The organism is Rubrivivax sp. JA1026 (assembly GCF_011065555.1).
In the GTDB taxonomy this organism is placed as follows: domain Bacteria; phylum Pseudomonadota; class Gammaproteobacteria; order Burkholderiales; family Burkholderiaceae_C; genus Rubrivivax; species Rubrivivax benzoatilyticus.
This window is the reverse complement of the sequence record NZ_JAALCQ010000005.1, coordinates 26,015-38,977: the sequence shown is the minus strand read 5'-3', so window position 1 is coordinate 38,977 and position 12,963 is coordinate 26,015. Positions and strand designations below refer to the sequence as shown.

Below are 12,963 nucleotides of genomic sequence, written 5' to 3'. Positions count from 1 at the left end.
GCCTGCCTCAGACGCGGCCGTAGCTGTCTTCGACCCTGACGATGTCGTCCTCGCCGAGATAGCTGCCGGACTGCACCTCGATGATCTCCAGCGGCACCTTGCCCGGATTGGACAGGCGATGGAGCTCGCCGACGGGGATGTGGGTGCCCTGGTTCTCGGCGAGCAGGCTCACCCGGCCGCCGATCGTGACCTCGGCCGTGCCGCTGACGACGATCCAGTGCTCGGCGCGGTGGTGGTGCATCTGCAGGCTCAGGCTCGCGCCCGGCTTGACCATGATGCGCTTGACCTGGAAACGCTCGCCGAAGTCGACGCTGTCGTACCAGCCCCAGGGGCGGTGGACCTTGCGGTGCAGCGTGTGCTCGCCGCGCTGCTCGCGGCCGAGCCGGGTGACGATCCGCTTGACGTCCTGGCTGCGCCCCAGGTCCGACACCAGCACGGCATCGGGCGTCTCGACGACCACGACGTTCTCGAGCCCGACGGCCGCCACCAGGCGGTCGCTGGCGTGCACCAGCGTGTTGCGGCAGTCCTCGACGACGGCGTCGCCGACGGTGGCGTTGCCGGCCGCGTCGCGCGGCAGCGTCTGCCACACGGCATCCCAGGCCCCCAGGTCGTTCCAGCCGGCGTCCAGGATCTCCATGCCGATCGGCAGCACGCCGGGGCAGCGCTCGAGCACGGCGTAGTCGACCGACTCGGCGGGTACGGCGCTGAACTCGTCGCGGCCCGGCCGCACGAACAGCGCGTCGGCACGGCGCGCGCCCCAGGCGACGTGCACGGCCTGGGCGATGTCGCCGCGAAAACGCTGCAGCGCCTGCAGCCACACCGACGCCCGCAACACGAAGATGCCGGCGTTCCAGAAGTAGCCGCCTTCGAGCAGATAGCGCTGCGCCGTGGCCGCGTCGGGCTTCTCGACGAAGCGTGTCACGCGCGGGCCGTCGGCGCGGATGTAGCCGTACCCGGTCTCGGGCCGGTCGGGGCGGATGCCGAGGATCACGATCTCGCCGTCGCCGGCTCGCCGCACGGCCTGCTGCAGCGCCGCGCGATAGGCCGTCTCGTCGGCGATCGACGCATCGGCGGGCGTGACCACGAGCACCGGGTCACCGCCCTGCTCCAGCGCCTGCAGCGCCGCCAGCGTGACGGCCGGCGCGGTGTTGCGCCCGGCGGGCTCCAGCAGCACGGTCCCGGGCTCGAGGCCGGCTTCGCGCAGCTGGTCCAGGATCAGGAAACGGTGCTCCTCGTTGCCGACGACCAGCGCCGGCGCGCCCCCGAGGCCTGGCCCGGCCAGCGCCGCCAGCCTCCGGGCGGTCTGCTGCAACAGGCTGTCGTGGCCGCCGAGCACCAGGAACTGCTTCGGGAATCCGGCCCGCGACAGCGGCCAGAGCCGTGTTCCCGAGCCACCGGCCATGATCACCGGTTGCACAACGCCTCCCCGCATTGAACTCCCTGAGAGATGGATCAAACCGGGCATTGTGCCCCGCCGTTCATGACAGCTCCGGAACGGCGCCCGTGACCAGGAGGACGTCCAGCAACTCGCCCGCGGCGGCATCCCAGCGGCGCGTGGCGGCGTGCTCGCGGCCCTGCTGCGCCAGCACCCGGCGGCGCGCGGGATCGTCCAGCAGCGTGCGCAGGCCGCGGGCGATCGCCTGCGGATCGGTGCCGTCGAAACAGGCCGCCGCGCTGCCGCAGGTCTCCAGCAGCGCCGGGATCGGCGCCACGATCACCGGGCAGCCGTGCTGCATCGCCTCCAGCGGCGGCAGGCCGAAACCTTCGTACAGCGACGGGAAGGCCATCAGGGTGGCTGCGCGGTAGAGCGCGACGAGCTCGGCGTCGTTCATCGGCCCGGCCAGCACGAGGCCCGGGGTGTCGGGCCAGTGCATGTCGCCGAAGACCCGGTCGCGCCGGCCGCCGGCCACGACCAGCGGCGGCGCGTCCGGGCCCAGCAGCGCATGGGCCCGGGCCAGGGCCGGGAGGTTCTTCGACGGATTGCTGCTGCCGACCGCCAGCACGAAGGGGCGGCCGGCGACGCCGAGCCGCGCGAGCACCGAGGCGTCGGGCACGACATCCTGCAGATGGTCGGCGCCGTTGCGCACGACGAAGATCGGCGCTGCCGGCTGCAGCACCGCCTGCAGCCGCTGGCGCGAGAACTCCGACACCGTCAGCAGCGCCACCGCCCGGCGGCCGAGGCGGCGGAACAGCCAGCGGTACCAGCGCACGAACGCGGGGCGGTAGGCCCAGGGGCAGTCGAAGACCGCGGCGTCGTGCAGCATCGCGAGGTGTCGGCGCGCGAACGCCGGCGCGGCGCCGGCCAGGCTGAGCAGCCAGCCGTCGCGCGCCGCCCAGGGCAGCACGGCCTGCTCCCACAGGTGCAGCGCCAGCCCGCGTGGCCCGACGCGGCGCACGGCGATGTTGTGCAGCACGGGCGCGTCACCGCCGGGAGGACACAGCAGCACGAAGCGCCCCGCCGGCACGCGGGTGTCGAGCGCCTGCAGCAGCGCCGTCGCCACGCGCTGCACGCCAGTCGTGCGCTGGGCGACGAACTTGCCGTTGACGTAGACGACGCGCGCTTCCCTGTCCGCGCCGGGCTCAGACACCACTGCCGACGGCGTCCTTCAGCGCGGCGGCCCGCGCGTCACGCTCGCTCAGGCGCGGCGGTGCGCCGTTGGGCAGCGAGGGCCAGCGGATGGCGAGATCGGGGTCGTCCCAGCGGATGCCGCCTTCGCAGGGCGCGGCATAGACGTCGGTCGTCTTGTAGAGCACCTGGGTGTCGTCCTCCAGCGCCAGGAACCCGTGCGCGAAGCCCTCGGGGATCCAGATCTGCCGCCGGTTCACGGCGTCCAGCTCGACCCCGAACCACTGGCCGAAGTGCGCCGACCCGCGCCGGATGTCGACCGCGACGTCGAACGCCCGGCCCTTGACCACCCGCACCAGCTTGCCCTGGGCGTGCGGCGGCAGCTGGTAGTGCAGCCCGCGCAGCACGCCGGCATGGCTGCACGAATGGTTGTCCTGCACGAAGGGCCGCGGCTGGGGCTCGCCCAGCTCGTCGAGCGCACGGCGCCAGCGCGGCTCGTTGAAGGTCTCCATGAACCAGCCGCGCTCGTCGCCGTACACGGCGGGCTCGACGATCAGCACGCCCGGCAGCGGGGTCTTCACGAGCTTCATCGTCAGAACGCCTTCTGGTCCAGCAACTGCATCAGGTAGCGCCCGTAGCCGTTCTTCAGCATCGGCTGCGCCAGCTGCTCGAGCTGCGCGGCGTCGATCCAGCCGGCGCGGTAGGCGATCTCCTCGGGGCAGGCCACCTTCAGCCCCTGGCGCTTCTCCAGCGTGGCGATGAACTGGCCGGCCTCGAGCAGGCTGTCGTGGGTGCCGGTGTCCAGCCAGGCGTAGCCGCGGCCCATGATCTCGACCTCCAGCTCGCCTTGCTGCAGGTAGCGCGCGTTGACGTCGGTGATCTCCAGCTCGCCGCGCGCGCTGGGGCGGATGCTGGCGGCGATGTCGCAGACCTGCTCGTCGTAGAAGTACAGCCCGGTGACGGCGTAGTTGCTCTTCGGCGCCTTGGGCTTCTCCTCGATCGACAGCGCATGCCGGTTGTCGTCGAACTCGACGACGCCGTAACGCTCCGGGTCCTGCACGTGGTAGGCGAAGACGGTGGCGCCGTGCTCGCGCTCGTCGGCACGCTTGAGCAGCGCGTTGAAGTCGTGGCCGTAGAAGATGTTGTCGCCCAGCACCAGCGCGCTCGGCCGGCCGCCGATGAAGTCGCGCCCGAGGATGAAGGCCTGCGCCAGGCCGTCGGGGCTGGGCTGCACGCAGTACGAGAACGACACGCCCCAGCGGCTGCCGTCGCCCAGCAGCGCCTCGAAGCGCGGCAGGTCCTGCGGGGTGCTGATGACGAGGATCTCGCGGACGCCGGCCAGCATCAGCGCCGTCAGCGGGTAGTACACCATCGGCTTGTCGTACACCGGCAGCAGCTGCTTGCTGACCGCCAGCGTGGCCGGGTGCAGCCGGGTGCCGGAGCCCCCGGCGAGGATGATGCCGCGTCGCGCCATTTAACGGTCTCCAGCGGGAGTCAGGATCTCGTCGAGCATGCGCCGCACGCCGTCCTGCCAGGGCGGCAGGTGCAGGCCGAAACGCTCGCGCAGCGCGCTCGTGTCCAGCCGCGAGTTCAGCGGCCGGCGGGCCGGCGTCGGGTAGTCGCTCGTCGGCACCGGCTCGATCGCGTCGGGCGTGATGCGCAGCGTGTGCCCGGCGGCACGCGCGTGCTCGACGACGAGACGGGCATAACCGTGCCAGCTCGTTTCGCCGCCGGCCACGCAGTGGTAGGTGCCGGCCAGCGACGGCGTGACCATCGCCTGGCGCAACACGTGCGCGCTGACGTCGGCCAGCAGGTCGGCGCCGGTCGGGGCGCCGATCTGGTCGGCCACCACACGCAGCTTGTCGCGCTCGGCGGCCAGCTTCAGCATCGTCTTGGCGAAGTTGGCGCCGCGTGCCGCGTAGACCCAGCTGGTGCGCAGGATCAGGTGGCGGCAGCCGCTGGCACGCACCTGCTCCTCGCCTTCGAGCTTGGTGCGGCCGTAGACCGACAGCGGGCCGGTGGGTGCGTCCTCGGCGCGGGCATGCGTGCCACTGCCGTCGAAGACGTAGTCGGTCGAGTAGTGCACGAGCCAGGCGCCACGCGCCGCGGCCTCGCGCGCCAGCAGGCCCGGGGCCTCGGCGTTGATCGTGCGCGCCAGCTCGGGCTCGCTCTCGGCGCGGTCGACGGCGGTGTGCGCGGCGGCGTTGACGATGGCGTCGGGGCGGTGCGTGTCCAGCAGCGCCGGCAGCGTCTCGGGGCGCGAGAAGTCGGCGCCGGTGTCGCGGTCCAGGGCCACCAGCGTGCCCAGCGGCGCCAGCGCACGCTGCAGCTCCCAGCCGAGTTGGCCGCCGCAGCCCAGCAGCATCAGCTTCATGCCGTCTCCCCGTAGTGGCGCTGCAGCCAGTCGCGGTAGGCGCCGCTCTGCACGCGCGCGACCCAGTCCGCATGGTCCAGGTACCAGGCCACCGTCTTGCGGATGCCGGTCTCGAAGGTCTCGGCCGGGCGCCAGCCGAGTTCACGCTCGATCTTGCGCGCGTCGATCGCGTAGCGGCGGTCGTGGCCGGGGCGGTCTTTCACGTGCGTGATCAGGCGCGCGTGGGGGCCGGCCGGGTCGGGCCGCAGTTCGTCGAGCAGCGCGCAGACGGTGTGCACGATCTCGATGTTGGGCTTCTCGTTCCAGCCGCCGACGTTGTAGGTCTCGCCCGGCCGGCCGCGCTCGAGCACGGTGCGGATGGCGCTGCAGTGGTCGCCGACGTAGAGCCAGTCGCGCACCTGGCGGCCGTCGCCGTAGACCGGCAGCGGCTTGCCGGCGAGCGCGTTGACGATCAGCAGCGGGATCAGCTTCTCGGGGAAGTGGAAGGGCCCGTAGTTGTTGCTGCAGTTGGTCGTGACCACCGGCAGGCCGTAGGTGTGGTGCCAGGCCCGCACCAGGTGGTCGCTGGCGGCCTTGCTGGCGCTGTACGGGCTGTTGGGCTCGTAGGGGTGGGTCTCGGTGAAGGCCGGCGCGTCGGGCGCCAGGCTGCCGTAGACCTCGTCGGTGCTGACGTGGTGGAAGCGGAACTGCGCCCGTTCGGCCTCGGGCAGCGTGCTCCAGAAGCCGCGCGCGGCCTCCAGCAGCGTGTAGGTGCCGTTGACGTTGGTGCGGATGAACTCGCCGGGGCCGTGGATCGAGCGGTCGACGTGGCTCTCGGCGGCGAAGTGCACGACGGCACGCGGGCGATGCTCGGCCAGCAGCGTGTCGACCAGCGCCCGGTCGCCGATGTCGCCGCGCACGAAGACGTGGCGCGCGTCGCCGTCCAGGCTGGCCAGGTTCTCCAGGTTGCCGGCGTAGGTCAGCGCGTCGAGGTTGACGACGGGCTCGTCGCTGCCACGCAGCCAGTCGAGCACGAAGTTGCTGCCGATGAAGCCGGCGCCGCCAGTCACGAGGATCGTCATGTTCGGTCGCTGGTTGGGGCCAGCGGCCATTCTTTCACGCCGCGGGCCGGTACTCGGACACCACCTGGCGCAGAGTCTCCCTCACTTCGACGTCCCGTGCCTGCCCGGTTGCCGCCGCCCAGCGCAGCAGCGCGCCGATCTCGCCCGGCCCCTCGGCCAGCCGCGCGATGCGCAGCCGCGGCACCGCCGTCGGCAGCGTGTCGTCGGCGTCGGCCAGCAGTTCCTCGTAGAGCTTCTCGCCGGGGCGCAGGCCGCTGAAGACGATCGGGATCTCCTGCGGCGTGTGGCCGGCCAGGCGGATCAGGTCGCGCGCCAGGTCGACGATGCGCACCGGCTCGCCCATGTCCAGCACCAGCACCTGGCCGCTCTCGCCCACCGCCGCGGCCTGCAGCACCAGGCGCGCGGCCTCGGGGATGGTCATGAAGTAGCGGATGATGTCCGGGTGCGTCACCGTCACCGGGCCGCCGCGCGCGATCTGCTCCTTGAACTTCGGGATCACGCTGCCGCTGGAGCCGAGCACGTTGCCGAAACGCACGGCCATGAAGCGCGTGCCCGGGTGCGACGCCGCCATCATGCTGACCACCATCTCGGCGGCGCGTTTGGTGGCGCCCATCACGTTGGTCGGGTTGACGGCCTTGTCGGTGCTGATCAGCACGAAACGCGCGCAGCCGGCCTCGGCCGCGGCCAGCGCCGCGTGGTAGGTGCCCAGCGTGTTGTTGCGCAGCGCGGCCAGCGCGTTGTGCTCCTCCTCCATCAGCGGCACGTGCTTGAACGCGGCGGCGTGGAACACGACGTCGGGCCGCCAGGCAGCGCAGGCCGCCCGCAGGTGCGCGAGGTCCTTGACGTCGCCGATCAGGCGCACCAGCACGACGTTCGGGAAGGCCTGCGACAGCTCCTGCTCGATGGTGTAGAGGTTGAACTCGCTGAGCTCGTACAGCACCACGCGCGCCGGCGCGAAACGCGCCACCTGGCGGCACAGCTCGCTGCCGATGCTGCCGCCGGCGCCGGTGATCAGCACCGTGCGCCCGGCGATCACCGCGGCCACGCCGCGGTCGTCCAGCCGCACCGGCTCGCGGCCCAGCAGGTCCTCGGGTTCGATCTCGCGCAGCCGCTCGATGCGGCTCTGGCCGGTGCGCAGCTCGTCGACGCTGGGCACCGTGACCACCGGCAGCCCGGTGCCGGCGGCCAGGTCCAGCGCCCGCCGGCGCTGGGCCCGCGTGGCCGACGGCAGCGCGACGACGACGTGGGTGGCCGCGCCGCGCACGGCCTTGTCGGCGATGGCGTCCAGCGGCCCGAGCACCGGCACGCCGCCGATGCGTGCGCCGTGTTTGGCCGGATCGTCGTCGAGCAGGCCCAGCACGATCCAGCCCTGCTCGCGGATGCCGGCCAGCAGCAGCCGCGCCGCGGCCCCGGCGCCCATCACGACGGCGCGGCGGATCTCGCGATCGCTGCCGGTGATGCGCTGGCGCGCGTGCTCGTAGAGCATGCGGTAGGCCACGCGCACGACGCACACGCCCATCAGCGCGACGAAGGGGTGCAGCGCCAGCACCGCACGCGGCACCTTGGCCAGCCCCAGGCCCATGACGACGGCCGCCGAGACGCTGCCGGCCAGCACGCAGGCCAGCGTCAGCCGCTGGACCTCGCCGAAGCCGGAGAAGCGCCACATCGCCTGCGGCACGCGCAGCGCCGCGAAGGCCGCGAGGTAGGCGCAGACGACGCCCAGCATCACCCAGGGGTCGTAACTCGGCCGGGCCTCGATCCAGCGCTCGAAGCCGAGGCGGAACAGGTAGGTGACGTTCCAGCAGAACGCGATGACCAGCGCGTCCACCAGCAGCGACAGCGGCTCGCGGTGCGGGCGGATGCGCGCCAGCGCGAGGTCCAGGCGGTGCCAGAGGGTGGGCGGAGTGCCGGCGGGGCTCACGCGCGCGTCGGAGGAGCGATCGGGGTTCGACACGGGCGGCACGCGCAAGGCCAGGCAGAAGGCAAGCCGGTCATTTTATGAGCGCCCCAGCAGCACGCCGACGCTGCGCAGCAGCACGCCCAGGTCGGTCCACAGCGTCGCGCGCTCGGCATACGCGGCGGCGGCCTGCAGCTTGCGCGGCAGCAGCACCTCGACGTATTCACGCTCGGGGTCGGCGGCTTGCGCCAGCCGCTCGCTCTCGTCGGCGTAGGCCAGCGACACCGGGTCGGTGATGCCCGGGCGCACCGACAGCACACGCTCGCGCAGTTCGGGCGGGTAGAACGCCACGTAGCGCGGCACCTCGGGGCGCGGGCCGACGAGGCTCATCGTGCCCTGCAGCACGTCGATGAACTGCGGCAGCTCGTCGATGCGCGTGCGCCGCAGCCAGCGGCCGACACGCGTGATGCGCGGGTCGTCGCCGACGGTGATCTGCAGCCCCGGCGCGCCCTCGCGCATCGTGCGGAACTTGTGGATGCGAAACGGCACCCCGCCGCGGCCCACACGCTGCTGGCGGAAGAACACCGGCCCCGGCGAATCGAGCTTGACGGCCAGCGCCGCAGCCAGCAGCAGCGGCGACAGCAGCAGCAGCGCGACGGCGGCGCCGACGAGATCGAACAGGCGTTTGGTCAAAGGATCAGACGGCAGGCGGCGCGTCGACGCCGTCGAAGAGCTCGCTCATCGGAATGCGGCCGTCCAGGCAGGCGACTTCCAGCGTGTCGGACTCGCTCATGTCGTGGATGAACCACTGGCCGGCGGCGTCGCGGCGGAAGGCTTCGACACGGCGCGAGTCCGGATCGACGACGAGGTACTCGCGCAGCGACGGGATGCGGCGGTAGAGCGCGAACTTCAGCCCGCGGTCGTAGGCGACGGTCGACGGCGACAACACCTCGACGACGAGCAGCGGAGAGCGGAAGACAATGTCGGTGGCCAGGTCGGCCTGGTCGCAGGTGACGAAGACGTCGGGATACAGGACGGTGTCGTCGCCGATCTGGAGCTTGGCGGACTCGCCGAAGACGCGGCAGCCCGAGCCCTTGACGTGCTGCCGCAGCCCGGCTCGCAGGTTGTCGACGACGACGGCATGCACACGCCGCGCCCCGACCATCGCAAACACCTCGCCGCGGTGGAACTCGTGGCGCTCGGGCTGTTCGTTCTCCCAGGCGAGAAAGGCTTCCAGACCGAGGACAGGCTTGGCGAGCACGTTCATCGCAGGCACCTCCGTGGCGCCATCCTAGCGCCCCAGCGCGACGCGCACCGCCGCGGCGACACGCTCGACATCGGCGTCGTCCATGCGGGTGTAGATCGGCAGGCTGGCGATGCGTTCGTAGGTGTGCTGGGCACGCGGGAACTGCGCCGGGTCCAGGCCGTAGCGCTCGCGCCAGTACGGGTGCAGGTGCAGCGGGATGTAGTGCACGCTGCAGCCGATGCCCTGCTCGAACATGCGCTCGATGAAACGATCGCGGGTGACGCCGGCCTCGTCGGTCAGCCGCACCGGGTACAGGTGCCAGGCGTGCAGGTCGCCGGCGGCAGGCTGGGGCGGCAGCAGCAGCGGCAGGCCGGCCAGCAGCTCGTCGTAGCGCGCCGCGATCGCCGCGCGGCGCTGCTGGAAGGCGTGGGCGCGCTTGAGCTGATGGATGCCCAGCGCCGCGGCGATGTCGGTCAGGTTGTACTTGAAGCCGGGCGCGACGATCTCGTAGTACCAGCTCGGCACCTTGGCGGTGAAGCGGTCGAAGGCGTCGCGGCTCATGCCGTGCAGGCGCATCACGCGGGCGCGTTTGGCCAGTTCGGCGTCGCGCGTGACCAGCATGCCGCCTTCGCCGGTGGTGATGGTCTTGTTGGCGTAGAAGCTGAACACCGTGGCGTCGCTGGCCAGCGTGCCGACCAGCGCGCCGCCGCAGGTGGTGGGCAGCGCATGCGCCGCGTCCTCGACGACCTTCAGGCCGTGGCGGCGCGCGATGTCCAGGATCGCCGGCATGTCGGCCGCCAGGCCGCCGTAGTGCACCGGCAGGATGGCCTTGGTGCGCGGGCCGATCGCCGCCTCGATGGCGGCGGGGTCGATGTTCAGCGTCGCCGGATCGTGGTCGACGAGCTTCACGTCGGCGCCCAGGTAGCGCACGACCTCGGCGGTGGCGGTGAAGGTCCAGGTCGTCGTGACGACCTCGTCGCCGGGGCCGACGCCGGCGGCCTCCAGCGCCAGGTGCAGGCCGGCGGTGGCCGAGTTGACGGCGATGCAGTGGTACTGCTCGCCGCCCAGGAAAGCGGCGAAGTCCTGCTCGAAGCGGCGCGCCTTGGGGCCGGTGGTCACCCAGCCGGAACGCAGCGTGTCGACGACTTCGGCGATCTCGTCCTCGCCGATTTCCGGCAGGGCAAAGGGGAGGAAAGGCTGGGTCACGCGGCGGTTCCGTGGGGAGCGAAGACGGGATTGTCGCAAGGGCGGCTGTGGCAAGCCTGGAAGGCTGGGGTCAGGAAGGCTGGGAAGGCTGGGGTCAGGTCCCGTGAGGACCTGACCCCGGACCGCCTGACCCCGGACCGCCTCGGTGGCGCGGAAGCCAGGGGTCAGGTCCCGCGGAAGCCTGGGGTCAGGTCCCGAGAGGACCTGACCCCGGACCGTCGCGGTGGCGCGGGGAACCTGGGAAGTCTGGGGTCAGGTCCCGTGAGGACCTGACCCCACCGCCGCTGCCCCCTCCGCCGCTCACCGTACCGCGGCTGGCCCCACCGCGTCGAGAAAGCGCCGCGCCAGCACCGGGTAGGTGTGATGCGCGAGCACGAAGGCGCGGCCGCGTTCGCCCATCGCGCGGCGTTCGTCGGCCGGCAGCGCGGCCAGCCGGCGCAGGCCGTCGGCGACGGCCGCCGGGTCCTGCGGCGCGACGGTCAGGCCGCAGCCGGCCTCGGCCACCGGGTCGTTGCCGGCATCGACCGAATGCAGCACGGCGCGGCGCGCCATCATGTAGTCCATCAGCTTGTTCGGCGCGATGCCAAAGCGGTAGATCGGCACGCGCTGCCAGCCGATGTAGGCGATGTCGCAGCGCGCCAGAAAGGCCGGCACCTGGGCCTTCGGGATAGTCGGCAGCATCGTCACGTTGGCCAGGCCTTCGTCGGCCACGCGCCGCGCCAGCCGCGCCTGCTCGTGGCCGCTGCCGACGAGCACGAAACGCAGCGGCTCGTGCCGCACGAGCTTCGCCGCGTCGAGCAGCGTGTCCAGCGCGTTCGGCAGCCCCATCGAGCCGGCATAGCCGACCACGGTGCCGGCGGCGGCCGCGGCGTCCAGCGCCGCGGCGACGTCCTCGCGCAGCGGCGGCGGCTCGGTCTCCCACTCGTCGAGAGTGATGCCGTTGGGCACGACGTGCAGCCGGGCCAGATCCAGCCCGCGCGACGCCATGTAGCCATGCACCTTGGGCAGCATCGAGATCACGCGGTCGGCGTGGCGGTAGGCGTGGTCCTCGGCGGCCTGGCACAGCATGATGAACGGGTGCCGGCGCGACATGCCCGACAGCTCGATCGGGCTCAGCGGCCAGAGGTCGTGCACCTCGTAGACGAGCTTCGCGCCGGCACGGCGCGCCAGCCGCTGCGCCACCCAGATGTCCATCGGGTAGGTGCTGGAGGCGACGACGACGTCGGGGCGGAACTCGCGCACCAGGCGCGGCGTGTCGGCCCAGACGGCACGCAGATAGGCCCCGATGTTCTTCACCCGCCCCAGGCCGTTGCCCTGGTACGGCGGCGTCTTGTAGAAGCGGTAGCCGATGCCATCGACACGCTGGTCCCCGGCGGGCGGCTGGTGGGTGCGCACGTGCGAGAAGTCGGCCCCGAGCAGCAGCACTTCGTGCCCGGCACGCACCCATTCGCGCGCCAGGTAATACGGCCGGTACTCCATGCCCAGTGCCGGCGAGCCGACGTAGTGGTTCAGCACCAGCAGCTTCATCGCGGCTCCAGCGCCAGCAGGCGGTCGACGAAGGCGCGCACGCGCGGCGCGAACAAGGTCTCGCGTTCGACCCACGCGCGGTTGGCGGCGGCGATGGCCTCGGCACGGGCGGCCAGCGGCGCCAGGCGGTCGGGTGTCAGGCGCTCGCCGGCGGCGAGCACGATGCCGTTGTCGCCGTCGCGCACCAGCTCGCGGTTGGCCGGCAGGTCCGAGACGATGGGGATGCAGCCGTGGGCCATCGCCTCCAGCACCGAGACCGAGACCGAGTCGCTGGTCGGCAGGCTCAGGTACCAGAGCGCGCGGGCATACCAGCCGGCCTGGGTGTCGGCGTCGAGCCGGCCGACGAAGGTGGTGCGTGCATCCGCCATCGCCTGCAGCTCGGCGCGCAGCGAGCCGTCGTTGGCGACGACCAGGCGCAGCTCGTCACCCGGCAGCGCGGCGAAGGCCTGCAGCACACGCTCGGGGGCGTAGATCGGCTCCAGCCCGCGGTTGGCGAAGAACAGCGTGCTGTCCTTGGCCGGCGGCGCCGGCGGCATGGTCTCCAGCCCGAACGGGAAGACCATGATGTCGAAGGCGCCGAGCGCCCGCATCTTCTCGGCCATCGCCTGCGAGTCGCTGGTCGTCAGCACGCAGGCGCGCAGCACGCGGCGTGTCAGCGCGCGCAGCGCCGTGCTCTTCTGCGGTGCAACGAGGATGTCGCTGCCCCAGGCCGAGCCGACGAGCCGGCCGCGCACGCCGTACAGCCGCTGCGCCAGCCAGGCCAGCGTGCCGTGCGAGGTGAGGTAGTGCGCGTGCAGCCACGCGGGGTGCACGCGGTGCAGCCAGCGCGCCAGCCGTGGCAGTTGCTTCAGCAGGCCGATGTTGCCGCCGCCGGCGTCGGGCCGCGTGGCCAGCGCCAGCCGCCGCGCGGGCGGCACGATGGTGTCGAAACCGGAGAGGAAACCACGGCTGGACGCGACCCAGAGCTCCAGCTCGGGCAGCGCCGCCAGCGCACGCGCCCACTTCAGCAGGTGCGGGCTCTCGGCGTCGCCGATCAGCGCGTAACGGATGGGAGATGTCATCGAAGATTGAACGCTCGGGCGCGCG

Annotated in this window: 12 protein-coding genes; all 12 read right to left on the bottom strand. The window is 72.2% G+C overall.

Annotated elements, in window-relative coordinates; translation table 11 throughout:
* Positions 1 to 7 precede the first annotated feature (7 nt).
* Positions 8 to 1,402: a mannose-1-phosphate guanylyltransferase/mannose-6-phosphate isomerase gene (locus G5B56_RS10135; protein WP_310733805.1), complete on the bottom strand. Its 1,395-nt coding sequence runs from the start codon at positions 1,400 to 1,402 to the stop codon at positions 8 to 10.
* Between the two features lie 76 nt (positions 1,403 to 1,478).
* Positions 1,479 to 2,588, bottom strand: a complete 1,110-nt coding sequence (locus tag G5B56_RS10130; RefSeq protein ID WP_164963119.1) for a glycosyltransferase family 1 protein — start codon at positions 2,586 to 2,588, stop codon at positions 1,479 to 1,481.
* Positions 2,581 to 3,156 carry a dTDP-4-dehydrorhamnose 3,5-epimerase gene (gene rfbC / locus G5B56_RS10125; RefSeq protein ID WP_009856551.1) on the bottom strand — a complete coding sequence of 192 codons (576 nt, stop codon included), beginning with the start codon at positions 3,154 to 3,156 and terminating at the stop codon, positions 2,581 to 2,583. The genes G5B56_RS10130 and rfbC overlap by 8 nt, the downstream gene beginning before the upstream one ends.
* A 2-nt stretch (positions 3,157 to 3,158) precedes the next feature.
* Positions 3,159 to 4,040: a glucose-1-phosphate thymidylyltransferase RfbA gene (gene rfbA, locus G5B56_RS10120; RefSeq protein ID WP_164963118.1), complete on the bottom strand. Its 882-nt coding sequence runs from the start codon at positions 4,038 to 4,040 to the stop codon at positions 3,159 to 3,161.
* Complete coding sequence (gene rfbD, locus G5B56_RS10115; protein WP_164963117.1) at positions 4,041 to 4,940, bottom strand: dTDP-4-dehydrorhamnose reductase; 900 nt, start codon at positions 4,938 to 4,940, stop codon at positions 4,041 to 4,043. It abuts the gene before it with no gap.
* Positions 4,937 to 6,001: a dTDP-glucose 4,6-dehydratase gene (gene rfbB, locus G5B56_RS10110; RefSeq protein WP_164963116.1), complete on the bottom strand. Its 1,065-nt coding sequence runs from the start codon at positions 5,999 to 6,001 to the stop codon at positions 4,937 to 4,939. The genes rfbD and rfbB overlap by 4 nt, the downstream gene beginning before the upstream one ends.
* Before the next feature lie 34 nt (positions 6,002 to 6,035).
* Positions 6,036 to 7,922 (bottom strand): nucleoside-diphosphate sugar epimerase/dehydratase, encoded by a 1,887-nt coding sequence (locus G5B56_RS10105; RefSeq protein ID WP_164963115.1) that lies wholly within the window; start codon positions 7,920 to 7,922, stop codon positions 6,036 to 6,038.
* Between the two features lie 75 nt (positions 7,923 to 7,997).
* Positions 7,998 to 8,591: a sugar transferase gene (locus tag G5B56_RS10100; protein ID WP_164963114.1), complete on the bottom strand. Its 594-nt coding sequence runs from the start codon at positions 8,589 to 8,591 to the stop codon at positions 7,998 to 8,000.
* Between the two features lie 4 nt (positions 8,592 to 8,595).
* Positions 8,596 to 9,165: a Uma2 family endonuclease gene (locus G5B56_RS10095; RefSeq protein ID WP_164963113.1), complete on the bottom strand. Its 570-nt coding sequence runs from the start codon at positions 9,163 to 9,165 to the stop codon at positions 8,596 to 8,598.
* Positions 9,166 to 9,189: 24 nt separating this feature from the next.
* On the bottom strand, positions 9,190 to 10,350 hold the full coding sequence (locus tag G5B56_RS10090) for a DegT/DnrJ/EryC1/StrS aminotransferase family protein (protein WP_164963112.1): 1,161 nt from the start codon (positions 10,348 to 10,350) through the stop codon (positions 9,190 to 9,192).
* Between the two features lie 300 nt (positions 10,351 to 10,650).
* Positions 10,651 to 11,877 carry a glycosyltransferase family 4 protein gene (locus tag G5B56_RS10085; protein WP_164963111.1) on the bottom strand — a complete coding sequence of 409 codons (1,227 nt, stop codon included), beginning with the start codon at positions 11,875 to 11,877 and terminating at the stop codon, positions 10,651 to 10,653.
* Complete coding sequence (locus tag G5B56_RS10080; RefSeq protein WP_164963110.1) at positions 11,874 to 12,938, bottom strand: glycosyltransferase; 1,065 nt, start codon at positions 12,936 to 12,938, stop codon at positions 11,874 to 11,876. The genes G5B56_RS10085 and G5B56_RS10080 overlap by 4 nt, the downstream gene beginning before the upstream one ends.
* Positions 12,939 to 12,963: the final 25 nt, after the last annotated feature.

Bases quoted from the DNA above. Each gene is read 5' to 3' on its own strand.
- rfbD (WP_164963117.1), bottom strand. From the start codon at position 4,940: ATGAAGCTGATGCTGCTGGGCTGCGGCGGCCAACTCGGCTGGGAGCTG.
- rfbA (WP_164963118.1), bottom strand. From the start codon at position 4,040: ATGGCGCGACGCGGCATCATCCTCGCCGGGGGCTCCGGCACCCGGCTG.
- G5B56_RS10095 (WP_164963113.1), bottom strand. From the start codon at position 9,165: ATGAACGTGCTCGCCAAGCCTGTCCTCGGTCTGGAAGCCTTTCTCGCC.
- rfbC (WP_009856551.1), bottom strand. From the start codon at position 3,156: ATGAAGCTCGTGAAGACCCCGCTGCCGGGCGTGCTGATCGTCGAGCCC.
- rfbB (WP_164963116.1), bottom strand. From the start codon at position 6,001: ATGACGATCCTCGTGACTGGCGGCGCCGGCTTCATCGGCAGCAACTTC.
- G5B56_RS10085 (WP_164963111.1), bottom strand. From the start codon at position 11,877: ATGAAGCTGCTGGTGCTGAACCACTACGTCGGCTCGCCGGCACTGGGC.
- G5B56_RS10080 (WP_164963110.1), bottom strand. From the start codon at position 12,938: ATGACATCTCCCATCCGTTACGCGCTGATCGGCGACGCCGAGAGCCCG.
- G5B56_RS10135 (WP_310733805.1), bottom strand. From the start codon at position 1,402: ATGGCCGGTGGCTCGGGAACACGGCTCTGGCCGCTGTCGCGGGCCGGA.